23 protein-coding genes and 1 tRNA gene are annotated in these 24,412 nt (G+C 60.1%); 13 read left to right on the top strand and 11 right to left on the bottom strand.

Features of this window, described 5'->3' with window-relative positions; all coding sequences use genetic code 11:
• Positions 1–35: 35 nt before the first annotated feature.
• The 3 genes from G505_RS23255 to G505_RS0116225 are packed head-to-tail and all read right to left on the bottom strand — an operon-like array spanning position 36 to position 1,248.
• Positions 36–416, bottom strand: a complete 381-nt coding sequence (locus tag G505_RS23255) for a hypothetical protein (protein ID WP_035385502.1) — start codon at positions 414–416, stop codon at positions 36–38.
• Between the two features lie 29 nt (positions 417–445).
• Positions 446–820: a DUF805 domain-containing protein gene (locus tag G505_RS0116230; protein WP_028110504.1), complete on the bottom strand. Its 375-nt coding sequence runs from the start codon at positions 818–820 to the stop codon at positions 446–448.
• Positions 817–1,248: a hypothetical protein gene (locus G505_RS0116225; RefSeq protein ID WP_157509256.1), complete on the bottom strand. Its 432-nt coding sequence runs from the start codon at positions 1,246–1,248 to the stop codon at positions 817–819. The genes G505_RS0116230 and G505_RS0116225 overlap by 4 nt, the downstream gene beginning before the upstream one ends.
• A 212-nt stretch (positions 1,249–1,460) precedes the next feature.
• Here G505_RS0116225 and G505_RS0116220 point away from each other — a divergent pair, with 212 nt between their 5' ends.
• Entirely contained in the window at positions 1,461–1,745 is a 285-nt protein-coding gene (locus G505_RS0116220; protein ID WP_028110502.1) for a hypothetical protein, read from the top strand.
• A 68-nt stretch (positions 1,746–1,813) separates the two neighbouring features.
• On the opposite strand, the gene hrpA is transcribed toward G505_RS0116220, so the two are convergent.
• Positions 1,814–5,692 carry an ATP-dependent RNA helicase HrpA gene (hrpA, locus tag G505_RS0116215; protein WP_028110501.1) on the bottom strand — a complete coding sequence of 1,293 codons (3,879 nt, stop codon included), beginning with the start codon at positions 5,690–5,692 and terminating at the stop codon, positions 1,814–1,816.
• Positions 5,693–5,860: 168 nt separating this feature from the next.
• On the opposite strand from hrpA, the gene G505_RS21820 reads away from it, so the two are divergent.
• The 3 genes from G505_RS21820 (at position 5,861) to G505_RS21815 (ending at position 7,216) form a co-directional block, all read left to right on the top strand.
• A complete protein-coding gene (locus G505_RS21820) occupies positions 5,861–6,238 on the top strand; it encodes a DUF1294 domain-containing protein (protein ID WP_051216349.1) in 378 nt (125 codons plus the stop codon).
• Positions 6,239–6,370: 132 nt separating this feature from the next.
• Complete coding sequence (locus G505_RS0116205) at positions 6,371–6,679, top strand: hypothetical protein (protein WP_028110500.1); 309 nt, start codon at positions 6,371–6,373, stop codon at positions 6,677–6,679.
• A gap of 93 nt (positions 6,680–6,772) precedes the next feature.
• Entirely contained in the window at positions 6,773–7,216 is a 444-nt protein-coding gene (locus G505_RS21815; protein WP_084644036.1) for a copper resistance protein NlpE, read from the top strand.
• A 38-nt stretch (positions 7,217–7,254) separates the two neighbouring features.
• Here the strand turns inward: G505_RS21815 and G505_RS0116195 are convergent, their stop codons facing one another.
• The 4 genes from G505_RS0116195 to G505_RS21810 all read right to left on the bottom strand — a co-directional run bounded on the left by G505_RS0116195 (position 7,255) and on the right by G505_RS21810 (position 11,610).
• Complete coding sequence (locus G505_RS0116195; RefSeq protein ID WP_051216345.1) at positions 7,255–7,923, bottom strand: YiaD family glycine zipper/OmpA-like lipoprotein; 669 nt, start codon at positions 7,921–7,923, stop codon at positions 7,255–7,257.
• A gap of 87 nt (positions 7,924–8,010) precedes the next feature.
• Entirely contained in the window at positions 8,011–9,708 is a 1,698-nt protein-coding gene (gene ggt / locus G505_RS0116190) for a gamma-glutamyltransferase (protein WP_028110498.1), read from the bottom strand.
• Positions 9,709–9,887: 179 nt separating this feature from the next.
• Positions 9,888–10,304: a CBS domain-containing protein gene (locus G505_RS0116185; protein ID WP_028110497.1), complete on the bottom strand. Its 417-nt coding sequence runs from the start codon at positions 10,302–10,304 to the stop codon at positions 9,888–9,890.
• A gap of 292 nt (positions 10,305–10,596) precedes the next feature.
• On the bottom strand, positions 10,597–11,610 hold the full coding sequence (locus tag G505_RS21810; RefSeq protein ID WP_035385497.1) for an isoaspartyl peptidase/L-asparaginase family protein: 1,014 nt from the start codon (positions 11,608–11,610) through the stop codon (positions 10,597–10,599).
• Between the two features lie 287 nt (positions 11,611–11,897).
• Here G505_RS21810 and G505_RS0116170 point away from each other — a divergent pair, with 287 nt between their 5' ends.
• The 3 genes from G505_RS0116170 to G505_RS0116160 all read left to right on the top strand — a co-directional run bounded on the left by G505_RS0116170 (position 11,898) and on the right by G505_RS0116160 (position 17,983).
• Positions 11,898–13,763, top strand: a complete 1,866-nt coding sequence (locus G505_RS0116170; protein ID WP_051216343.1) for an autotransporter assembly complex protein TamA — start codon at positions 11,898–11,900, stop codon at positions 13,761–13,763.
• Positions 13,760–17,515, top strand: a complete 3,756-nt coding sequence (gene tamB / locus G505_RS0116165) for an autotransporter assembly complex protein TamB (RefSeq protein WP_028110495.1) — start codon at positions 13,760–13,762, stop codon at positions 17,513–17,515. Before G505_RS0116170 ends, tamB begins: the two co-directional genes overlap by 4 nt.
• Before the next feature lie 138 nt (positions 17,516–17,653).
• Positions 17,654–17,983, top strand: a complete 330-nt coding sequence (locus G505_RS0116160) for a hypothetical protein (protein WP_028110494.1) — start codon at positions 17,654–17,656, stop codon at positions 17,981–17,983.
• A gap of 147 nt (positions 17,984–18,130) precedes the next feature.
• Here G505_RS0116160 and G505_RS0116155 read toward each other — a convergent pair whose 3' ends face one another.
• Positions 18,131–18,421 carry a YebG family protein gene (locus G505_RS0116155; protein WP_028110493.1) on the bottom strand — a complete coding sequence of 97 codons (291 nt, stop codon included), beginning with the start codon at positions 18,419–18,421 and terminating at the stop codon, positions 18,131–18,133.
• A gap of 243 nt (positions 18,422–18,664) precedes the next feature.
• On the opposite strand from G505_RS0116155, the gene G505_RS0116150 reads away from it, so the two are divergent.
• The 6 genes from G505_RS0116150 to G505_RS0116125 all read left to right on the top strand — a co-directional run bounded on the left by G505_RS0116150 (position 18,665) and on the right by G505_RS0116125 (position 23,663).
• The gene (locus G505_RS0116150; protein ID WP_028110492.1) at positions 18,665–19,339 is read left to right on the top strand and encodes a response regulator; all 675 of its coding nucleotides are present in this window, start codon (positions 18,665–18,667) and stop codon (positions 19,337–19,339) included.
• Positions 19,330–20,718, top strand: coding sequence for an ATP-binding protein (locus tag G505_RS0116145; RefSeq protein ID WP_051216340.1), 1,389 nt, complete (start codon positions 19,330–19,332; stop codon positions 20,716–20,718). Before G505_RS0116150 ends, G505_RS0116145 begins: the two co-directional genes overlap by 10 nt.
• Positions 20,719–20,818: 100 nt before the next feature.
• A complete protein-coding gene (locus tag G505_RS0116140; RefSeq protein WP_028110490.1) occupies positions 20,819–21,244 on the top strand; it encodes a DUF2057 family protein in 426 nt (141 codons plus the stop codon).
• 56 nt (positions 21,245–21,300) lie between these two features.
• On the top strand, positions 21,301–22,557 hold the full coding sequence (locus G505_RS0116135; protein ID WP_028110489.1) for an HD-GYP domain-containing protein: 1,257 nt from the start codon (positions 21,301–21,303) through the stop codon (positions 22,555–22,557).
• A gap of 227 nt (positions 22,558–22,784) precedes the next feature.
• Positions 22,785–23,111, top strand: coding sequence for a DUF3135 domain-containing protein (locus G505_RS21805; RefSeq protein WP_051216338.1), 327 nt, complete (start codon positions 22,785–22,787; stop codon positions 23,109–23,111).
• A 27-nt stretch (positions 23,112–23,138) separates the two neighbouring features.
• On the top strand, positions 23,139–23,663 hold the full coding sequence (locus G505_RS0116125; protein ID WP_028110488.1) for a DUF4136 domain-containing protein: 525 nt from the start codon (positions 23,139–23,141) through the stop codon (positions 23,661–23,663).
• Here G505_RS0116125 and G505_RS0116120 read toward each other — a convergent pair.
• Positions 23,647–24,078: a hypothetical protein gene (locus G505_RS0116120; RefSeq protein WP_157509255.1), complete on the bottom strand. Its 432-nt coding sequence runs from the start codon at positions 24,076–24,078 to the stop codon at positions 23,647–23,649. The genes G505_RS0116125 and G505_RS0116120 overlap by 17 nt on opposite strands.
• Before the next feature lie 254 nt (positions 24,079–24,332).
• A tRNA-Lys gene (locus G505_RS0116115) sits at positions 24,333–24,408 on the bottom strand.
• Positions 24,409–24,412 lie beyond the last annotated feature (4 nt).

The raw sequence follows: 24,412 nt of genomic DNA, 5'->3' as shown, positions 1-24,412 counted from the left end.
GGGCTTTGACCAATGAGAGCGACGGCGGTCCGACGCTACTTGAATACGTCAGGGCAACCCCCATAGTCGTTGAAGGCCGGGTCCCAGCGTCGCACATCATTGGCCCGCCGCCAGCGGCTGTGGAAGAACTCCATCATACAGGGGCCGCTGGACAGCTCAATGATCAGAGTGTCGTACTCCTGAACCTGGTCATACTCGGGATAATCGCTTCCCCGGCCCCAACTCAGGCCACCGTTTTTGGCGGCCTGTGCCAGCCAGAACGCTTCCAGCGACGTCCAGCTGCCGAGGTCACCGTTCCATACTTGCCAGGGCGACATGGTTCTGTCCACCTCGCCATGGCGTCGCTCCTCCTGAGCCACAGTGCCGCTGCTCCACACACACACCACAACCAGAAACACGGCCACCAACCTGTTCATCTGCGCCTCCTCATGTTGGGCGATGAGATTCAAAAAGCCATCCCCCCCTTGGGACTGGCTCCATAATGGTTGCCTCCCGGCTCACCATCCAGGGCCATAAACACCAGCAACACGATGACCCCCAGCACCGGGATAAGGCTGATCAGCACCCACCAACCCGTGCGCCCGGTGTCGTGCAACCGCCTGACGGTCAGCGCCAGGGTCGGCAGGATCACGATGAAGGAGTAGAGGGTGCTGAAGGTGCCGGTATGGGTCTGCTCATCGACAGTGCCCAACATCAGGTCCATCAGGGCAATGGCGATGGCCACCAGAATGTTGATCAAAAAAAACATCCAGTACTCGGTGCGGCGCGACCGCCCGCTGAACTGCAGGCAACGCTGCCATGCCATCAGATACCATTTCATCCAGTCACCCTGAAGTCCTGCCCGCGTTTCTCTGAGACTGAGTTTAGCCAAAAACGATCGCCCGGCACCCAGCGTATCACTCCCTGCTCCCTGAGCAGGCCGCGGCACCCTTTAAACAGCGGCAGCGCACGCCAGTCGCGCACCCCTTTGGGGGCATCGGCGTCAAACCACAATCCGGCAAAATAGATAAAGGCATGGGGCATCAGCCGACGGACATAGAAAACCTGGGCACTGGGGCAGCGCTGAGTGGCCAGGGAAGCCCACTCATAACAATGGCCCTGGTTGATGCGTTCTGTGGAGATTCGGTGTCTGTGGCACACCCTGTTTGTTACCCACTCAAAGGCCATCCTGGCCTCCTCCATCTGGCGCCGGACCCGGTCGAATCGGACCGGGGCGGCCTCAACAACAGACTCTAGATTCAACAGCAAAATCCACTCTGATACAGAATGAGCCAATGGTCAATCATTGACCGCTCAGTAGGTTGGAACTCATTGACATCACACATGCCGCATCGCGGCCACAGGGAGGGTAAAGATCGCCTAAACTAAAAGGCCTCAAGGGAGTGAGGCTTGGCAACATGGTCCGGCGACAACAGGAGGTGTCGCATTCAGGCCGGATAATCACAATAGCGGACGTGCCCATGAAGAGGATAACCATCGCCGCCGACTGCATGAAACGCGCGGCAGATTGTCAGGCCCGAGGTGATCACTGCAACGCCGTGTGCTGGATGCAGCTCTCCATCGCCTTGCGCAAGGGGCGGGTAGAGAGCCTGCAGGAGCTGGAGAAGCTGGGTCACGCCGTGGGGGTTCTGGCACCGCAAGAACCCCAACCTCAGGCAAAAGAGGATGAGTTGAACGCTGCCCGCTATGCCAGAAAATACCTGCAGCAGATGGCCCTGAATCTGGCCAAACAACAGCCCTTCTGAGGCGACAAAGATCAAGCAGGGCGCAGACCATGGTCTGCGCCCTTTGCTGTTTCAGTCTCAAGAGCGGATTAACCGGCTTCCTGAATCGCCATCATGATCCGCTTGTCACTGATGGGGTACTTGGTCCCCAATGTCTGGGCGAAACTGGAGATGCGGTACTCTTCAATCATCCAGCGCACCTCCGCCAGCTCCGAGGACGGTGCCACCCCTTTGGGCAACTTGTTGAGCGCCCCCTGGTAGGCCTCCTGCACCTTCTGAATCTTAAGCAGGTGCAACCTGTCCCGGTTGGGGTCCACCGGCAGCTTCTCCAGTCTGCGCTCAATGCCCTGGAGGTAACGGGCCAGATCGTCCAGCCGCTGCCAGCCTGTGTCGCGGACAAAGCCCTTGTAGACCAAGCCATCGAGCTGACTCTGAATGTCCGACATGGCGAAGGCGGTCTGCAGATCCATCTTACCCTTGAGACGCTTCTTCACCTGATGGCTGAGGGTCATCACCCGCTCCACCTTGATGGCGATGGCCACCACGGTGTCACCCAGCTCGCCGCGCACCTGTTCCTTGAGCGCCTCGAAGGCATCCGCATCGCGCACCGCGTCCGGGTGGCCGTCGATCAGCTGATCCAGGCCACAGTGGATGCAGTCGTCAATCAGCAGATCCACCTTGCCAAACGGATTGAAGTACATCGCCAGCTTGGCCTTGTTGGGCAAGGATTTCTGCAGGTACTTCACCGGATTGGGTACGTTGATCAGCAGCAGTTTGCGCAGACCGGCCCGGTTGGCCATCGCCGCCCGTGACTCGTCATCGAACAGCTTGATCGCCACGCTGTCGCCGCTGTCCACCAAGGCCGGATAGGCTTTGACCTTGTAGTTGCCCTGCTTGCGTTCATAGCTTTGCGGCAGAGCGCCAAAGTCCCACTGGGTCAACCCTTCGGCCTCGATGCCCTTGTCCGCCACCTTGGCGATGGCGGTCTGCACCTGGCCCTTAAGCTGATGCTTGAGCTCATGAAGATCCCGCCCCTGGGCCAGCACCTTGCCTCTGTGATCCTCCACCTTGAAGTTGACTACCAGGTGGGTATCCAGGGCAGACAGGTCAAAGGCGTCCGGAGCCACCCGGACACCGGTCATCCTCAGCAGGTGTTTGCACAGGGCGTCGAGCAGGGGCATCTGATGAGGCTCCATCACCTGCAGCACCGCATCGGCGTAGTTGGGGGCCGGCACGAAGTTGCGCCGCATCGCCTTGGGCAGACTCTTGATCAGCCCCACCAGCTTCTCATGAAGCAGGCCGGGCACCAGATAATCGAACCCCTGCTCCTGCACCTGATTCAGCAGGGCCAGGGGAATGTGCACCGACACGCCATCATCCAGCTCTCCGGGTTCAAAGGCATAGGTCACCGGCAGAACCAGACCGTCCTGGTACCAATGATCCGGAAAGTCCAGCTGTCCGACGTGTCCGGCATCCCGTTTCATCAGCAGCGCCTTGGAGAAGTTGAGCAGCTCCTTGTCCTGGGCAGCGGCCTTGCTCCACCAGCCTCGGAACAGCTGACGCGTGTAGATCCCCTCGGGAATGCGCTCCTCGTAGAACGCCTGCAAGGTGGCATCGTCCGCCAGGATATCCCGGCGGCGGGATTTGTGTTCCAGCTCCTCCACCTCGGTAATCAGGGCCAGGTTCTCCTTGAGGAACGCCTCGTTGGACCCCAGCTGCCCCCCCACCAGCGCCTGCTGGATGAAGATATTGCGCGACTCCAACGGGTCGATGGGGCCATATTGCACCTTGCGCTTGGGCACCACTATCACCCCGAACAGGGAGACCTGTTCAAAAGCCATCACCGAGCCGGGTTTCTGTTCCCAGTGAGGTTCGGCGTAGCTGCGCTTGACCAGGTGTTCGGCCAGGGGCTCCACCCACAGGGGATCAATCTTGGCCACCATCCGGGCAAACAGCCGACTGGTCTCCACCAACTCGGCGGCCATCACCCACTTGGGGGACTTCTTCGCCAGCGCCGAACCCGGGAAGATGTGGAACTGGCTGTTGCGCGCCCCCTTGAAATGCCCCTCAGGCTCCTTGGAGCCGATGTGGGAGAGCAGGCCTGCCAGCAAGGCGCGGTGGATCTGCTCGTAACCGGCACGCTCACCTATGGTGATGCTCATATCCAGTTCAGAGAGGGAGTGACGCAGCTGACTGTAGAGATCCTGCCACTCGCGAATCCGCAGGTAGTTAAGGAAATCGGTGCGGCACATGCGGCGGAACTGGTTGGTGGACAGCTCGTTGCGCTGCGCCTTGAGGTAGTCCCACAGGTTGAGCAGGGCCACGAAATCCGACTCCTTGTCGGCGAAGCGGCGATGCTTCTCATCCGCCTGCTGCTGCTTGTCCATGGGGCGTTCGCGGGGATCCTGAATGGACAGGGCGCTGGCGATCACCATCACCTCGTGCACGCAGCCATAGGGCTTGGCCGCCAGGATCATCCTCGCAAGGCGCGGATCGATGGGCAACCGTGCCAGCTGCCGACCCAGCTTGGTCATCTTGGGCTGGTGCTTGTGCACCTCGATGGCGGAGAGCTCCTCCAGCAGGCGCATGCCGTCGTTGATGTGACGGTTGTCCGGCGGCTGTACGAAGGGGAAGGCGGCGATGTCACCCAGTCCCAGGGCCAGCATCTGCAGGATCACCGAGCCCAGGTTGGTGCGCAGGATCTCCGGATCGGTAAACTCAGGGCGGCCACTGAAGTCGTCCTCACTGTAGAGGCGGATGCAGATGCCTTCGGAGACCCGGCCACAGCGACCGGCCCTCTGGTTGGCACTGGCCTGGGATACCGGCTCGATGGGCAGTCGCTGCACCTTGGTGCGGTAGCTGTAGCGGCTGATGCGGGCGGTACCCGGGTCGATGACGTATTTGATGCCGGGCACCGTCAGCGAGGTTTCCGCCACGTTGGTGGCCAGCACGATGCGCCGCCCGGTGTGGGAGGCAAAGATCTTCGCCTGCTCCGAATGGGAGAGCCGGGCAAACAGGGGAAGGATCTCCGTATCGCGCAGATTGCGCCGCCGCAGGGCGTCGGCGGTGTCGCGGATCTCCCGCTCACCGTTCATGAAGATCAGGATATCCCCCAACCCTTCCGCACACAGTTCGTCCACCGCCAGGAAGATCCCCTCCATCTGGTCGAGATCCCGCTCATCGTCACGCACCAGCGGGCGGTAGCGCATCTCCACCGGGTAGGTGCGGCCAGACACTTCGATCACCGGGGCATCATTGAAGTGACGGGAGAAGCGATCCACATCGATGGTGGCCGAGGTGATGATCACCTTGAGATCCGGGCGCTGGGGCAGCAATTGCTTCAGGTAACCCAGGATAAAGTCGATGTTGAGACTGCGCTCGTGGGCTTCATCGATGATCAGGGTGTCGTACTGGTCCAGGCGACGGTCATGCTGAATCTCCGCCAGCAGGATACCGTCGGTCATCAGCTTCACGTAGCTGTCACCGCTGGTCTGATCGGCAAACCGCACCTTGAATCCCACGTGGTTGCCCAAGGGGCTTTGCAGCTCATCGGCGATGCGGCTGGCCACCGCCCGGGCCGCCAGACGACGCGGCTGGGTATGGCCAATCAGGCCTCGGGTTCCCCTTCCGAGCTCCAGACAGATCTTGGGCAACTGAGTGGTTTTGCCTGACCCGGTCTCACCGGCCACGATCACCACCTGGTTATCCCGAATCGCCTCGGCTATCTCGTCGCGACGGTCACTGACCGGCAACTCCGGATAGTCGATGGTTGGCAGACCTGCTTGACGGGCTGTCACCCGCTGTTGGCTGGTCTCGAGCAGGCCCTGCAGCTGCTCCTGGATGGCCTGGCGCTTACCGGCATCCTTCAGCTTTTTCATGCCGCTCAACCGGCGGCGAATGGTGGCTGCATCCTGCTGCATGCACAGGGCAAGTTGCTGTGGCGAAAAGGGGTTACTCAAGTTGGACATCCCGGTGGCTGATGTGAATCGACGGATCTTAGCAGTTTCGGGGGCTGCGCCCAATGGGCTGTTGAAAAGGCTGACGCCCAACGGCTTAAAAAGCCGCCAGTTCTTGAGTTGCACCGTCGACAGGGTTAGGGTTGCCGAGTCCTGAGTTTTGAATCCATGGAGAGAACGATGCCCCCGGGACTGACCCTGACCCTCGCCGCCCTGCCACTGCTGATACTCTGGCCTGTCCTGCGCATCCATCCCTGGCCCGCGCTTTGGTGGGCCACAGCCAGCTTGATGGCACTGTGTCTTTATGGCCTGGACAAACGGCGGGCACGCCGCGGACAGTGGCGCATTCCCGAGATGACACTTCACCTTGTGGCCCTGCTGGGGGGCTGGTCCGGGGCTTTACTGGGGCAACAGCTCTGGCGCCATAAAACCCGCAAGCGTCCTTTCCAGGTCGCCTTCTGGACCATCGGCCTGGTCCAGGCCTGTTTGCTGGTGGAATGGCTTTGGCTGGGTGGCCGTAACCTGATGCCCCTGTGGCGGGGGCTGTTCCCCCTCTGACAGATCGGCGCCGTCACCACCCGAAATGTGGCGAAAACGTGATCAGACAACCCTTTTGCTTTCCACCGGTGTTGAAATAGCCCACGCCTTTGCATAGGGTACGGACAGTTCATTTTATAGTGAGAACCGGGTATGACTCCCATTGAAGAGCTGTTGCAGGACCCCGAGCAGCGCACCGCGGCCACCAAAACCTCCCGCCGCGTCATGTTTACCTTTATCGCCATCTTCCTGGTGCTGATCTACGGTTCAGGCGTGCCCTCCGGCATCCTGGGCGGACTGCTGTTCCTGGCTCTGGGCCTGGTGATGCTGCCTCTGACCGTGGCCGTGCCCTCCTTTATCCTGCAAAAGAGACACCCCGCCCTGAAATGGGCCATCGTGGTGCTGGACACCATGGCCAACATCGCCATCACCCGGGCTCTCTATCTGGGACTGTTTGGATAACTGATATTTCGGGCGGAGGATTGATCTTCGCCCTTGATTTCCTCGGCCATCTGTTTCAGCTTAAAGGGGTTAAGGATAACCTCGGAGGGCTTGATGAAAGCCTTGATACTACTCGCTTCCGCGTGTTTTTTAGTGGGCTGCGCCGCCCCGGAACAGCGCCCGGTGAATGTCACCAAAACCACACCTCCGCCTACGGTCATTGACGGCCACAACGCCCACAACGCTCTGGATTGGAGCGGCACCTATCGCGGTACCCTGCCCTGCCCGGATTGCGACGGCATCGTCACCGAACTGACCCTGTTCGCCGATGGTCGCTACCACCTCAAACAGATCTATCTGGGACGCCGCAACAACGGCAGTGATCTGAAAGGGCAATTCCAATGGCACAACTCGGGCAATAGCATCATGATTCCCAGGGACAGAGCCGCCCCTGCCCACTACCGGGTCACGGAAAACCGGCTGCAGCGTCTGGATAACCAGGCCCAAGTCATCGAAGGGCTCAACGCCAACCGCTACTGGCTGGAAAAGATTCGCTAAAAAAAGCCCGGCATCTGCCGGGCTTGTCTTTGAAGGTCTTAGCGGACGATGGGGTCCAGGGTGAGCTCCACCCGACGGTTCTGAGCCCGCCCCGCCTTGTTGATGTTATCGGCCACGGGGCGACTCTCGCCATAACCTACGGCAGCCACCCGCTGGTAGGGGATCTGCTGATTGACCAGGTAGCTGGCGACGCTGGCTGCCCGGCGCTCAGACAACTGCTGGTTGTAGTCCGCCTCACCGCGACTGTCGGTGTGCCCGGCCACGGTGATCAGGGTGTTCTCAAACTCCTTCAGCACCAGGGTCACCGAGTTCAAGGTCGGATAGAACTGCGCCTTGAGCTGGTCCTGGTTGGTGTCGAAAGTGATGTTGCCCGGCATGTTGAGGATGATCTGATCCCCGACCCGAGTCACGCTGACGCCCGTGCCCTCCAGTTGCTGGCGCAGTTTCATCTCCTGCTGGTCCATGTAGTAACCCACAGAGCCCCCGGCCAAGCCACCGATGCCTGCGCCGATCAATGCCCCTTTGGCCCGGTCACTCTTGCTGGATACCGCCGCGCCGATGATGGCACCGGTGATGGCGCCAATGCCGGCCCCTACGGTGGCGTTGGCGGTCTTCTCTTCCCGGGTATAGGGATCCAGGGTGGTGCAGCCACTGATGGCCACCAGAGCGCTGAGGCCCAGGGCCGCAGTGCGAATACGTAGAGTCATAGAACTTCCCCCAAAACTGCTTGGATTGTCTTTATGCCCGGCAGTATATCTGCCAAAGCATGAAATCCCAGTGAATTTTACTCTGTTTTAATAGCCCGCCGCCTGACCATCCTTGCGGCTTTCTGACGCTCCCACGTAGGTCTGATTGCTCTCATCCCAGAGGATCGCCTGATAGCCGCCGAAACTGCCCAGGTTCTCTTGAAGCACATGCCCCTTCTCAATGAGGCTGCGGCGGGTGGCGGCGGAGAACCCACTCTCCAGGGAAACCACACCGCCATCGACCATGGTCTCACCCGTAGGCTGACTGGAACCTGTATGGAGAATCCTCGGGGCATCCCCGGCCTCCTGCAGGTTCATGCCGAAATCCAGCAAATTGACCAGAATCTGAGCGTGGGCCTGAGGCTGAGTCGCCCCGCCCATCACCCCGAAGCTGAGCCAGGGTTTCCCCTCCCTGGTCACGAAGGCGGGGATGATGGTGTGGAAGGGACGCTTGCCCGGGGCATAACTGTTGGCCTCCCCCGGGGTCAAATTGAACAGCTGTCCCCTGTCTTGCAGCACAAAACCCAGGCCGGTAGGGGTCATCCCCGATCCCATGCCGCGATAGTTGCTCTGAATCAGCGACACCATATTGCCCTGACTGTCCGCGGTGGTCAGGTAGATGGTGTCACCGTGGCCCAGAGCCGGATTGCCGGCATCAACGCTTCGGGCTGCCCGGTTCGGATCGATCTGCTTTCGCCTTTGACTGGCGTACGCCTCGGAGAGCAGCCCCTCCACCGGCACCTTGGCAAACTCCATATCCGCATAGAATTTGGCCCGATCGGCAAAGGCCAGTTTCTTCGCCTCCACAAAGGTGTGCACATACTCGGCACTGTCCAGCCCCATCTTGCGGATGTCATAGCCTTCCAGGACTTTGAGTATCTGCTGAGCCGCGATCCCCTGGCCATTAGGCGGCAATTCCCACAACTCGTGGCCCCGATAGCTCACCTTCACCGGCTCCACCCACTCGCTGCGGTGAGACGCCAGATCCTCATAACTGAGAAAACCATCGTTCTCCTGCATGTATGTGTCGATGCGCCTGGCTATCTCGCCCTTGTAGAAAGCATCCCGCCCCTTCTCCGCCAACAACCGGTAGCTGTAGGCCAGATCGGGGTTGCGGAAGATCTCCCCCTTCTGCGGCATCTTGCCCTCAGGCATAAAGGTCTCTTTAAAGCCGGGATAGAGGCTCAGGCGGGGTGCGCTGCGGTTCATGTAATAGGCAATAAGCTCGGAAACCGGAAAGCCCTTCTCCGCATAATCGATGGCGGGCGCCAGAATCGATTTCATCGGCAGTCTGCCGAAGCGGCCGTGGAGCTCAAACCAGCCATCCACGGTGCCGGGTACCGACACCGGCAAGGGGCCGTAAGGCGGAATGCTGGTGAGACCCAGCGACTTAAAGTGATCCAGAGTCAGGCTTTTTGGACTGCGGCCCGAGCCGTTGAGGCCATAGAGTCTCTGACTGCTGGCGTCCCAGACGATGGCAAAGAGATCGCCGCCGATGCCACAGCCTGTCGGCTCCACCAGCCCCAGCATGGCGTTGGCGGCGATGGCGGCATCCACGGCACTGCCACCCTGCTTTAGAATGTCCAATGCCACCTGGGTGGCCAGGGGCTGGCTGGTGGCGGCCATGCCGTTTTGCGCCAGCACCTCGGAGCGGGATGCGAAGTGATGGCCGGTCACCCGGTCGAAAGCGTGTGCTGGTGCCAGACAACTCAGTGCCAGGGCCAGGATACAGAGGGGGTTTTTCATTGTTTTTGGCTCTGTTTAAACAGGGAGTCTGACCAGACTACCAGCTGTTGGCCAGCTCGCCAGAGTGAGCGGTGAAAAAACAAACGGCCAACTGTTACAAAGCGTTATCCCGCAACCGGCGGCGAGTGAAAATGAGAAGGGGCGCTGCGGCGCCCCTTGAGTATGTCTGCAAACAGCCGCTAAACGGCATTGCGGAAGCAGCTTTTAAGGTGAGTACTGATGGCGCTGAGCACCCGGCTGCGATCGATGATGCCCACCACCTTGTCCTCATCCAGCACCGGGTAGATCTTGGGTTTTTGTCCCAGCATCGATTCGGCCAGACTCAGCACCGAATCCTCGGGCGTCACCGTCAACACCTCTTTGCGCATGCAGTCGGCGACCGTGGCGGTGATGTCACAGTGGTAGCTGCTCGCCAGCAATACCGACAGACAATCCTGCTCAGAGACAAAGCCAACCAGATGGTGGTCGGCGTCCACCACAGGCGCCCCAGGCTGCTTGGCCTCCAGCAGGGTATCCACGGCGACAGAGAGCGGCATGTCCGGGGAGAGCCATACGGGATGACGCTCCATATAGTCTTGTACTTTTACCGATTCCATTGTTTCCCCTTCAAGTATGGTGACTCCCTGTAACCATAGTGCTTCAAAGCGGTTTTTGCCTTGGGGAGAAAAAAGATTCACGTAATCTGCTTGTACGATTGGCTTGACGGTCCTTCAGCGGGTTTCCCTTTGTCCGCCTCAGCCATCGTCTGCGGCCGTGCCGGGGCGGTTGATCGCTCCACACCGTGAACTCAGGGTGGTGGGTGGCGATGGCAAGGCGCTGCTGCGCGAAGACGACTTCGAGGCCCAGGGCTAAGACTTAAGAGGGCCGGTATGTTACCGGCCCGTTTCGCTATTTATCCCAGATCTTCACCGACACCTGCCCCTCTTTGTCGATGCTGGCCCGGTACATGCCGCCGGTGTTGTAGGGCATGGTAATCTCCCCTTTCGGACTGACCACAATCACCCCACCGGTGCCGCCGACCGGCTTGAGCACCTGGTGAATCACCTCCGACGCCGCCTGGTCGATGCTGACTCCCTGATACTTCACCCTGGCACAGATGTCCGCCGCCACGTTGTAGCGAATAAAGTACTCACCGTGACCGGTGGCGGAAACGGCACAGCTGCCATTGTCCGCATAGGTGCCGGCGCCGATCACCGGAGAGTCACCGATGCGGCCCCAGCGCTTGGCGGTCATGCCGCCTGTGGAGGTGGCCGCCGCCAGGTTGCCATCACCATCCAGGGCCACCGCCCCGACGGTGCCGTACTTGTAACGCGGATCCAGGCGGTCCACTGCCGCCTTGTAGTCCTGAGTGTGCCGCTGGTTCTCCATGATCTTCTTCTTGGCTCGCAACAGGCTCTGGTAGCGGTTGTCGGTATCGAAGTAGTGGTTGGGTACCAGCTCCAGCCCCTGCTCCAGGGCAAACTCCACCGCCCCCTGTCCGGAGAGCATCACGTGAGGAGAATCGGTCATCACCCGCCGGGCCAGCTCGATGGGACTTTTCACCTGACGCACGCCCGCCACCGCTCCGGCCTCCAAAGTGCGGCCATCCATGATGGAGGCATCCAGCTCATGGGCCCCCTCATAGGTGTAGACGGCACCGACACCGGCATTAAACAGCGGACTGGCTTCCAGCAACTGAACCGCCTGCTGCACCGCGTCCAGGCTGCTTCCCCCCTCCTGCAACACGGCATACCCGGAGCGCACCGCTTCTTGAAGCTTGGCTCTCACCTTCTCCTGGGTCTCGGCACTCATTTTATTGGGGTCTATGGTTCCGGCACCGCCGTGAATGGCGATGGCCAGGGGCGCAGACAGGACGGGGACACTGCACAGACACAGGGCGGCCGCCAACAGTGAGATTCTCATGGGTATGCTCTTCCGTGATGATCCAATTGGGCTTCACACCATACCATCATCGCGAGTTTCTGACCCCATTGGATACACAGGCGACAACTGACTCACCTACCGGCCTTTTCTTCTGGCCTGATCAGCCTGGAGCCGGGTATCATGAGAGGAGTGTCACACAGACTTAATTTTCTGATTTTTTTCCAATTGTTATCGGCCAAGGCTATCTTTTAACTACCGGTTACCATGAGCGTGTCCCCGTCCGGAATGTACCCTCGATGCCCACTCCCGTTTTTGCGGAGAGTTCGATGAGAGCTGCAACCCTGCTGTTGTGGCTGCTGCTGTGCGCCGCGTTGCCGGCGCAGGCCAGCAACCTGCTGACCTTTCCTCTGTTGGGCCTGGACAGTGACTCCGCGTCCGCCGATCAGGAGGGCGATGGCGAGCGTAAACGTAAATTCCGTTTACTCAAGGAACGGCAACAAAGTGATAAGCCGCTGGTGGATCTGACCGTTCGCGGGGCGCCCGAGCCGCTCAGGCGCAATATTAAGCTCTACCTGACTCCGCTTCCCCTCTCCAGTGCCGAGCGAAACGCCTTCGTGTTTACCCTGGAGGAGCGGGCCCAAGAGGCAATGGCTGCCCTGGGATACTACAACGGCCAAATCAAGGTAACCATAGATCGGGAACAGGCGATCTGGCCGGTTACCCTGACGGTCGATCCCGGAGAGCCGGTACGCTATCGCTATGTGATGCTGTGGCTGGAAGGGGATGCCAAGGTCGACCCGGCGATGACCACCCTGGTGGAAAACGCCCGCCTTAGGCCGGGACAGGTCCTGCACCACGGCCGCTACCAACAGCTGAAAAACCGCATCCTCTCCGAGGGACTGATGCGCGGCTACTTCGACGGTAAGTTCTCGGTCTCCAAACTCGAGGTCAACCGGGACACCAATGTGGCTGACCTGTATCTGGTGTATGACAGCGGCACCCGCTACCGACTGGGTGAGGTGAACTTCTCCCCGTTCGAGCTGGAACCCGGGCTTCTGGAGGCCATGGTGCCCTTCGAGACCGGCGCCCCCTATGCCGCCACAACCCTGGCCAAGTTCAACTCCAACCTGCTGTCCGCCGGCTACTTCGGCGACGTGCGGGTGTTGCCCCAGACCGACAAGGCGGTGGACTACCAGGTGCCCCTTGAGGTGCAACTGACCCCAGCTGCCCGCCACACGGTGGACCTGGGTCTGGGTTTCACCACCGACACCGGAGCCAGGGCCACCGCGACCTGGCGCACCCCCAGAATCAACCAGGCGGGCCACAGCCAGGAGCTGACTTTTGAGCTCTCCAAAAACCCGCAGATGAACTTCAACTACCGCATCCCGCTGGATCATCCCCTGGACGATGTAATGGTGATCAACGCCCTGGTGGAGCGGGATCAGTACGGCAACATTGACAGCGACCAGTACAGCCTGAGGGTAGGCCGACAGACACGCCTGGACGACGGCTGGATGCGCAACTACTACCTGCGCTGGCTGGAGGAGCGTTGGGGCACGGGCGGACGGGATTTCGAGTCCAGCCTGATTCTTCCCGGCATCAGCTGGTCCAAGACCAAGCGTTGGGGCTCCCCCCTGGATCCCCGGCGGGGTTTTCGCCAGATCTACAGTTTGGAGGTGGCCTCCGACAGTGCCGGCTCCGACGTGACGCTGGCCCAGATAAAGGGCCAGTTCAAATGGGTAGACACCCCCTGGGAGAACCACAGGTTTGTGTTCCGTTTCGATGGCGGCCTGACTAAGGTGGACAACGCCGATCTGCCCCTGGTGCCTCCTTCGATGCGCTTCTTCGCCGGTGGTGACACCAGCATCCGCGGCTTCTCCTATCAGTCTCTGGGGCCCAAGGTGGAGGTAACCGATGACGACGGCAACACCAATGAAGCGGTGGTTGGGGGGCGCTACCTGGCCGTCGCCAGCCTGGAATACCAGTACTATGTCAATGAGTCCTGGCGCCTGGCGACCTTTGTCGACGGCGGTAACGCCTTTAATACCAACGACTTTACTCCGGTCTATTCGGTAGGTGCCGGACTTCACTGGATCTCGCCGGTGGGCCCCATCAAACTGGATGTGGGCTACGGCATCAGCGAAGACGATCCGCCCTGGCGCATCCACATCACCATAGGAGCAGATCTATGACCTGGCGGCGTCTGCTCAGCATACTCCTCGGCGTGCCCCTGGCCATCCTGGTGGTTCTGGCTTTGTTGGTGGGCACCCATGGCGGCACCGCACTGGTGGTCGCCGCTGCCGATGCCCTGGTGCCCGGACTCACCATTGAGAAAGCCAGCGGACGCCTCAACCGGGATCTGCACCTGAGCCAGGTAGCCTACCGCGGCCTCGACGGGCTGACGGTGACCGTCGATAACCTGACCCTGGACTGGCGTCCCAGCTGCCTGTTGCACAAGACTCTGTGCAGCAACCGCCTGATGGCCAATGGCGTGGCGGTGGACATCGACACCGCCCTGTTGGGGGGTGAAACCGTGCCACAGCCCCAACCCGAGACCGCCCCCCAGGGCGACCCTCACTTCGCCCTGCCCTTCACCATTGAAGCCAAACTGCTGGAACTGAGCCGGGTACGGGTCCGGGTCAACGATATGCACTTTGCCGTCGGTCAGCTCTCCGGTTCTGCCCTGTTCGACCCCAACCAACTCAAGGTCAACCGGCTCAATGCCACCCAGATTGCGGTCTACATCCCCCTGGCTCCCCAGTCGGAAGACGCACAACAGCCGACACCAGAGGCCAAGGCCAGCGATGACGCCTGGGCGATGGCCGCCTTGCCCAGGGTGGCCCTGCCCTTCCCCATCGAAGCCAATAACATCAAGCTGAGCCGTGGCCTGGTGACCATCGGGGATCTGGTTCAGCGGCTCAGTAGAGGGGAGTTCGACGCGAACTGGCACGGCACCCTGCTGCAGGTGGACCAGCTGGACGCCGAACACGAGTGGGCCAATGTCAGCCTCTATGGCAGTCTCGACTTCCAGGGGCCCTGGCCTCTGGACGCCAAAGCCAAGGGCACCATTGCCAGGCTGCCCTGGACACCTGGCCTGGAAGGGCAGGCGCTGCAGCTCACCGCAGCTGGCAGCCTGGGCGAGCTGAGATTCGATGTCGCAGCCACCGGCCAGCAGCAAGCCCAGGCCTCGGGGGAGATCTCCCTGGCCTCACCCAAACTCGACTACCAGTTGCAGCTCAGCGGTGAGCGGCTGAGTTGGCCCTTTGGCGATACTCCGGATTATCGTGTCAGTGACGTCAAACTCAGCAGTTCAGGAGATCTGCAGCATCAGCGGCTCACCATAGAAGGGGCCAGTAAACTGTGGGATTACCCCGCCTTCAGGCTCGGCGGAGAGTTTGAGCATCAACCCGGGCTGCTGACGGTGCACCAGGCCAGCCTGGAGAGCGAGCGGGGCGGCGGCGATCTCAAGGGCCAGCTTCAATACGGAAACCTGCTCTCATGGCAGGCACAACTGAACACCCGGGCACTGGAACTGTCGACGCTAAGCCCCCGGCTGCCTCTGGTGGTCAGCGGCCAGGGGGTGACCCGAGGCGCCTGGGACGGCGCACTCTGGTCGGTCAGCCTCAGTCAGGCCAATCTTGAGGGCAGTTTCGACAATGACCCCTTCACCCTGAAGGGCACCCTGGCCGCCAGCAGCGACGGTAAGGCGCGGGCGAAAGAGCTGGAAGTGCTCTATCGGGGCAGCCAGCTGAGCGCCGACGGCGGCAGCGAGCCCGAGTGGCAGATGCAGGGCATGCTGGCACTGGCGGATCTGGAGCGCTGGGATCCCAGGCTCAAGGGACAGGCACGAGTCAACTTCTCGGTCAGCGGCGCCACCGAACAGCCGAAGATCCAGCTGGAGGTAGAGGGTCAGCAACTGGCGTTCGACAGCCAGCGCCTGAACCGGCTGATGGCCAAAGGGTGGTACCAGCCCAGGGAAAACCATGGGTTTATGCTGAATCTCTCCGCCACCGAACTCGACCTGGTGGGTGAGAAGTTCAGCCTGCTCACCCTGGATGGCGATGGTGACCTCACCGAACAGAGCGCCATCCTTGGGCTGGAAGGCAGCGACACCACCCCCTGGGGAGGAGAGCTGGCCATGGCGGGCAAGCTGGACCCCAACTTCACCTGGTGGCAAGGTGTGCTGTCCGGTGCCAAGGTCACTACGCCTCTCGGGTTGTGGCAGCAACAGGAGGCCGCACCGGTGACCTTCTCCTTCGCCAGTAAAGCCTTCGTCATCAGCGAACACTGCTGGCAGGGACCGGCGGCCACCCTGTGTCTGCCGATTCCGGCCAACGTCGGCAGCGGGGGAGCGGTGAAGATGGCCCTGACCGCCGATCTGCCCAGGACAGCACAACCCCTGCTGCCACCTCAGCTCTCGCTGGACACCCAGTTGACCGCCGAACTGGACACCACCTGGCAGCCGGGACACCTGCCCCAGCTCAGGGCACAAGTGCACAGTGACCAGGGCACGGTCATGGTGAAGGCCGATCCACGCCGGGCCGAGGTGCAACTGCCCTGGCAGAGATTGGACCTGGATGCCACCCTCTCCGATACCGGCCTGGACCTGACCCTGGAACTGGATGATGATGCGCCGCTGATCCGCAGCCGCCTGCATTTGGAGCCACAGGCCCCCTATGCCATGAGCGGGGAGCTGGTCCTCGACAGTTTTGATCTGTCACCCCTGACCAAAGCCCTGCCCCGCATCGCGGTTCTGGAGGGGTTGGTGACCGCCAACCTGAGTCTGGGAGGGGATCTGACCACGCCTCTGCTCAATGGCGATCTGGATCTGAGACAGGGTCGGCTGGCCTCACTCACCAACCCCACAGAACTCAGTGAGATCGAGATAGAGCTGGATCTCTCCGGTCAGAGAGCCGACATTGGCGCCGAACTGATGGTGGGCGATGGGCCGGCCCAGGCCACTGGCTGGCTGGACTGGAGCAAGGAGATCCTCCATGCAGACATCGAGGTGCTTGGCGACAGACTGGATATTCTGCAGCCGCCCCTGCTGATTGCCGAAGCCTCTCCCACCCTGAGGTTCCGCAAGGACGATAACGCAATGGCAATGACCGGCCGCATTGATATCCCCAAGGCGGCGTTGACCCTGTCCCAGCTGCCCGAAGGGGGGGTTGCCCTTACCGACGACGTTCAGTTTGTCGACAACCGCCCCGATACCGAGGCCGAACCACCGGCGCCCTTCGCCATGGACATTCAGCTGAATGTCGGCGATGAGGTCACCGTCGAGGGGCTGGGGATCAGCGGCAGGCTCGGCGGCCAACTCACCATGAGGCAGAATGCGTATCAGACGCCCCAGCTGTTCGGTGACATCAGCCTTCACCAGGGCAAATTCCGCGCCTTTGGCCAACAACTGACCATACGTCGGGGTAAAGTGCTGTTCAACGGTCCCCCCAGCCTGCCGACCCTGGATGTGGAAGCGATAAGGGAGATCAAGTCGGAAAACGTCATCGCCGGGGTGCGCCTCTCCGGAGTGGTTACCGAGCCCACCATGACCCTGTTCTCCAACCCCAGCATGGAGCAGCAGGAGATCCTCTCCTACATCACCCAGGGCCGGGGGCTCGGCGGCACAGACAATGGCAACGCCCTGTGGGCCTCAGCGGCGGTGAATCTCGGCCTGGCCCAGACCGGCGGCATGCTCACTTCCCTGGGTGAAGAGCTGGGCTTCAGCGATGTCCGGGTCGGCACCGAAGGGGATGGAGACGACACTCAGGTGGCCATCAGCGGCTACCTGGGCGAGAAGATCTTCCTCAAGTACGGGGTCAACATCTTCGAGCCCATTACCGAGGTGACGGTACGCTACTACCTGAAGAATCGCCTGTGGATCGAGGGGATCAATAACACCCTCAAGGACTCGCTGGATATCTACTACAGCTTCGATATCGAGTAGCACACTGACTACCGACGCGACATTTACTACTTTAGAGGTAGTTAATAAACCCGTTACTATGAGACAAGTCGCAGATTAACTGACTGAATACGTAGGACAATAGGGGCCGAATTCCTTTAGTTGTACCGGAGGCCCCAAATGTGGTGGCGAATCTTGCTGATCATCCTTGCCTACCTGGTGCTGGGCGCCCACTTCCTGCGTTATGGCAATGCCCTGGTGGCGGTGCCCGTAGCCCTGCTTCCGGCGCTGCTGCTCACCCGTCGTCCCTGGTCTGTGCTGGTGATCCAGGTGGGCCTGGTGCTCTCCACCCTGCTGGTGTGGCTGCCCACCGCCCACAGGCTGATCTCCATGCGCATCGCCTTCGAACAGCCCTGGATGCGGATGGCCGTGATTCTGGGAACGGTAATGCTGTGTAACCTGCTGATCGCCTGGAGCGCGAACCGGATCAGGACAAAATTCCAGCAATAACTGACCGCAAAATACCCCCTAGGGGGTAAGCAGGCCTTTAGACCAAAGTGGTAAAATAGCGACACTCGCCAGCAAATGGGCAGAGTATCATCATTATTTTCCTGCAAGGTTTTGCTAACCGGCTCCCTCGAGCCGGTTTTTTTATGCTCAGGCGGCCTTATCGGCAGCCTTGGGGGCGGGCTTCTTCGCGGCGGACTGGGCGGGGGCTTTCTTCTTGCCTTTGAGGATGGTGGCCACCTCCTCCTTATGCTCTGCCAGATAGAGTGCCAGAGATTCGACCAGTTCCTCCTGCTCAACCAGACCACTGCCCTGGATCATCGCTTCCAGATCGTCGGCAATATCCAGCATCTTGTCATAAGCATCGGCTTCCGCTTTACTGGCAAAGGTCATTTTCTCCACTCCATCCCGCTCAACCACGTATTTAACGATGACTGCCATTTCGGCTCCCCCAATCGACTAGTTTTGCGCCAGTCTACCCCAACACTGTATATAAATACAGACCCTCGGCCCTTTCCCTTGATACCGGTCAAGTATGCTTTGCTGAGAAACTGTGTAACCATCAGATACTCTGTTAGTTTTTCTTTGCTATGTTATGGTTCAGGAAAGATTCAGAGCAAAGGCACTATCCTTAGTGGCACCGGGCAACTGCCCTCCCCTTTCAGCCAAATACCCGAGGTGACAATGAAGATACTGGTGATTGAAGACGATGCCCTGTTGCGCCACCACCTGAAGGTCCGCCTGACCGAGATGGGCAACCAGGTCATGGCCTCGGAAACGGCCGGAGAGGGACGCTATCTGGCTGAGAACTACCCGGTGGACATCGCCGTGGTGGATCTGGGCCTGCCGGATCAGGACGGCATCGATCTGATTCAGCACCTGAGAGACAATGACTTCCGTCAGCCCATCCTGATCCTCACCGCCAGGGATCACTGGAAAGACAAGGTGGCCGGCCTCAACGCCGGTGCCGATGACTACCTGGTGAAACCCTTCCAGGTTGAGGAGCTGATCGCCCGACTGAACGCCCTGGTGCGCCGCAGTGCCGGTTTCGTCAAGCCGGTGATCCAGTGCGAACACCTGACTCTGGACATGGCCGCCAAACAGGCGACCCTGGGAGAGGCGGAGCTGGAACTGACCGCCTTCGAGTACCAGATCCTGGAATACCTGATGCGCCATCATCAGCAGGTGATCTCCAAACAGCGTCTGCTGGACATCCTCTATCAGGACAAAGAGGGGGATCCCAACACCATCGAAGTGATGATCTCCCGGGTCCGTAAGAAACTGAGCCAGGGTGGCCTGGAGAACCCCATAGTGACCATCCGTGGTCAGGGCTACAGGTTCAATCTGGTATGCGGCTGATCCCCATCCTCTTCAGCAAACAGCCGCGGCTACAGCGGCGGCTGATGCTCACCTCCCTGGCGATCATCACCGTCGCCTCACTGGCCCTGGCCGAGGTGATCAACCAGCAGAAGGTCCAGGACTTCTACGTCAACCAGACCAATGACATCATCGCCCGCCTGCCCTCCATCGCCACCGAGCTGCGGCTGGAGGGGATGCTCCCCAAAAGCAATGAGGTGCTGGAATCGGACGCCTCGGATCATGCCCGGCGCGCCAGTGATTACCTGCTGATCACCTGTGTCAACGGCATGCGCGACCACTACACCTCTTCGGTGGAGGCACGCCGCCGCGGCCTGCAGGACAGCTGCGACCGGGTTCGCCAGTTGGCACGCGACACCTCGCCCCCCTACATGGTGACCCTGGCTGACAGCCAGCTCTATGCGGTGGTGCCCATGCCGGTGAGCATCAACAACAAAGAGTATGACCTGCTGGTGTTGCGCAACGCCGAGCAGGTACAGAAGCGACTCGACAGTGCCCGTCGCGCCACCTATTTCCGGGTAGGCCTGTTCATCCCCCTCTCCGGCCTGCTGCTGGTGAGTGCCGGCTACTGGGGACTTCGCCCTTTAAGGCGCCTCTCCGAAGAGGTCAAGGGGATCCTCAGCGGCGAGCGGGAACAGCTGAGTCAGGGCTACCCTTCTGAGCTGGATGAGGTCACCAAGGCCCTCAACGAGCTTATCTCTCAAGAGAAGCATCAACGTCAGACCTATCAGCATGCCATGAAGGACCTGGCCCACAGCCTCAAGACCCGGCTGGCGGCCACCAATGCCATCATGGAGGACGCCAACCTCAATGAGAGCCAACGTCAGCAGGAGATGTTATCCCAGCTGGGGCAGATGGATCAGATTATTCAGTATCAGCTGCGCCGGGCGGTCTCTGGTCGCCAGGGCCTGACCCGCGAACAGGTCAGCATCGCCCCCACCCTGGAACAGCTCACCGCCATGCTGGACAAGGTCTACCGGGAGAAACAGGTACGGGTGGATCTGCAGCTGGAAGAGGAAGCCCGCTTCCCAGGCAACCAGGATGATCTGATGGAGATGATGGGCAATCTGCTGGAGAATGCCTACCGCTTTGCCATCAGCCAGGTGCGAATCCGTGCCTCGGTGGAGGACGACACCCTCACCATCATCGTGGAGGACGATGGTCCGGGCATCGAACCCAAGATGCGCGAAGCCGTACTGGAGCGAGGTGTGCGCGCCGACAGACGCAACCCAGGCCAGGGGATCGGGCTGGCCGTGGTCCATGACATCGTACTGGGTTACGGCGGCACCATGACCATCGAGGAATCTCCTCTTCAGGGGGCGGCCATTGTGCTGCGCTTTGAGGCGCCGAAACCGGCATAAAGACACTTTTGCACAATATTTCGACAACTTTTTTGAAACAGACCGGCCCCTGGGCCGGTCTTTTTTGGGGCAAGGAGAAAACAGTTACGAGGAGAGAACGATGAGAACCTTAATTCTGCTTAGCGCCACTGCCCTGTCCCTGTCTGTATCCGCCGCCACGTTGAATCTGGGCGAGAATGTCAGGGTTGTGTCCATCAACGGCAAGAGCGTCCCCGCCTATGCCAGCCAGATTAATCTGAACCAGGGGGTGAACAACGTCACCGTCCGTTATGACAGCCTGTTTGAACAGGATGCCGAAAGCCATTGGTTCATCCGATCCGAGCTGCATCAGCTCACCTTCAATGCCATGGGCGATGAAGAGTATTTCCTGGACGCCCCCGCCGCCTACTCCGATCAGCAGGGGCAAATGCTGGCTAATGATCCGATTTTCACCCTGATGGATGACGCTGAAAATCGGGTAGAACATGGCCTGCGATCCCACACCGAACTGCTCAACCAGACCGGTCTGGCAGGCAATCAGTTCTAGACAGTGCAAACACAAAGCGAATAAAATGCCGGTAGCGTAAGAAGTTACCGGCATTTATGAGCAAAACCCTCCAAAAAGTCGCGGTGGAACAGCTTCAGGTGGGAAATTACATTCGTCTCCCCATCTCCTGGCGTGAACACCCCTTCATGTTCAACAGCTTTAAAATTCGCAGCCGGGATCAGATCCAGCTGCTGAAGAAGCTGCGCCTGACCCACGTCGTCGTGGATCTCAAGCGCAGTGACGCTGGCGTGCTCAACGCCCCCGCCATCCCCAACCTGGCGGACAGTGTCCCGGATCTGGACAAGATGAAGGAGCAGATGCTGCAGCAGAAGCAGCAGGGGATCAGCGAACTCAAGGAGTTCCGCCGCGAATACAAGAAACACGAACGGGAGTACGCTGACTCCCTGGCCCAGCTGCGAGCCATCAACAACCGCCTGCCCATGAAACCCATGGAAGGCCTGATGCTCAGCTCCAAGCTGATTAAGCAGATGGCTGCCAGCCTCAGTGCCGGCAGTCAGGTGACCCTGCACCTGATGAACGATGACATCCGCCCGGATGATCCCTCCTACCACGCCCTGAACGTCACCGTTCTGGCGATGATGCTGGCCAAGCGGGTAGGCATGAGCGAGGAGGAGATCGCCGTAGTGGGTCAGGGCGGACTGCTTCACGACTGTGGCAAGCTGCTGCTGTCCAAGTCTCTGCTGTCCAAGAAGCAACCCTCCAAGGCGGATCTGCGCGAGATGCAGCGCCACCCCATTTTAGGCCAGGAGCTACTGCGCAATCAGAGCCACCTGCCCCGCTCCATCACCGCCATGATCAGCCAGCATCATGAGTTCCTCGACGGCAGTGGTTACCCCAAGGGACTCAAGGGCAACGACATCGAACCTCTGGCTCAGCTGATTGCGGTGGTCAACACCTATGACGATCTCTGTCACCCCAGAGACAAGACCCGCACCCGCCCGCCCGGCACCGTGCTGGGGATGCTGTATAAGATCTTTAAGGACAAACTGAACAATCACTATGTTCAGCAATTCATCAAGATGATGGGCGTCTATCCCCCAGGCAGCGTGGTGCAGCTTTCCAGCGGTCAGTTCGGCCTGGTAACCTCGGTGGATTCCGAGAAGCTGCTCTACCCCAGGGTGCTGGTCTACGATCCGGCCATCCCTCGCCAGGAGGCCGCGGCCATCGCCATCGACACCCAGGGTCTGACCATCGAGCGAAGCATCGTCGCGTCGGCGCTGACACCGGAAGCCTTCCAGTACCTGAGTCCCAAGGAGCGCATCTCCTACTTCTACGACAGCAGGAACGGATAACGGGGCCGACCCATAGGTTAAAGAGAAACGCGCCCCGGTGGCGCGTTTTCTTTGGTTGTCGCAGCTAAACCGCTCATCTTCCTTCCCTTCCCATTTGACCAAAGCGTGATCCAGGTCAATATTTACTCTGTCGCTCGGGGAGAACGACAGCTGCCCCGACACACGTCTTGCCAAGGAGTGGTGGTACGCCAGACAGAGGATGTTTGCCTTTTTCGCCGGAGGGAAACATGACTGAGCTGCCCACGTTCGACGAGATGATGCACCTGGCCAAAACCGACCCGGATAAGCTGGAACGAATTCGTCAGGCCGCCATCGACCAGACCATCAGCCAGGCCAATGGGTGCAATCGAGGCGCACTCAGGGCCCTGCAACACCGCATCGATCTGACCCGCCATCGGGCCAGCAACCCCTATCAGAGCATGGTTGAGATTTCGCGCATGATGCATGATAAGCTCGATCTGCTGAACACCGCACTCAATCACCCCGACGAGCTGAGTCGCAGCCGGGTGGTTTCCCTGGGGCAAGCCCGCCCGCAAAAGGCGGTAAATACCTGACACCAGTACCCATTCCATGGAGGGGAGATGAGAACAATAACAGGACTGTTTCTGCTGCTGCTAGCCGGCTGCGCCGCCAAGAGCGACGTGGATTACGATCCGGGCTTCGACTTCACCACCGTCAACCAGGTGCAGCTGTTGCCCAGTCGTCACAAGGATGAACCCCTGGCGGCCGAGCGCTCCGAAAAGGCGCTCAGAGAGGCCCTGGCGGCAACCGGGTGGCAACTGGTGGACCAATCTAGCCACAAGCTTCAAATCAGTCTGTGGCGTGAAACAGAGGCCAATGACTCCGGTTTCTCCATAGGGATCGGCGGCGGCCGCAGCAGCGGCAACACCGCCATAGGCGGCAGCGTCTCCATCCCGGTCACCCCCACAGAAGCGGATTACAGGAAGATTCGCCTGGATCTGTTCGACGGCGAACGCCAGGTGTGGCGCGCGTCTGATGGCTTCAAACTCAAGGGTAAGGCGGACGCCCAGTGGCGAGCCGAGCAGACCCAGAAGGTGATGGACAAGCTCCTCAGCCAGCTTCCCGGGGCTACTCCAGCTCAGTAAGCTGCACAGATCTGAACCAGGCGCTGCCCGTCGTCTGGCCTGAGTACATCCCCAGCCTCAGGGCGATGGTAAGCCAGGTGCGCTCGCCGGTATCGAACTCCACCTGACGATAGCGCCAGCCTTGTGACCCCAACATCGGCTCGGTGTGGGTAAAGGAGCCCAGCTCCGGCAAAGGCTCCAGCACCGACAGGTTGCCGCCCACGTCCAGCGAATCTATGGTGGGGGTGATCTTCTGCACCCGAACCCAGCCGGAGAGGCGATAGCGGCTGTTGGGCTTGACCACCACCACCTGCTGCCAGCGGGCATCATTGGGACTGTGCGGATCGATGTGGATGGAGACGGTCTTCTGAGCCTGGGACCAAGCATACTCAACCCCTTCCGCCCGAAACGAGCTTGTGGCCCAGCCGGTCGGCACTCCTATCTCAAACTTCGGATTTTCAACAAGATTGTCATGTGCATTTGTGCCTGGAACAACCAACAGCGCCAGAAAGGTGGCGACCGCAACGCCTCTGCAGATCATCATGCTGACTCCCACTCTGATGGACCACGAACAACGTCGTTCGACAGGACGAACGTAAAACCAGATTCAGTGTAGGACAGACACGACAAATCCACACAAAAAGTGCGGCAATTAGATGCAATGACAAGAGAAAGGGAGAGAGAAGAAAGTGGTGGGTCGTGAAGGATTCGAACCTTCGACCAATTGGTTAAAAGCCAACTGCTCTACCAGCTGAGCTAACGACCCACTT

It is taken from the genome of Ferrimonas futtsuensis DSM 18154 (assembly GCF_000422645.1).
GTDB lineage: Bacteria > Pseudomonadota > Gammaproteobacteria > Enterobacterales > Shewanellaceae > Ferrimonas > Ferrimonas futtsuensis.
This window is presented reverse-complemented; position numbering and strand designations above follow the sequence as displayed.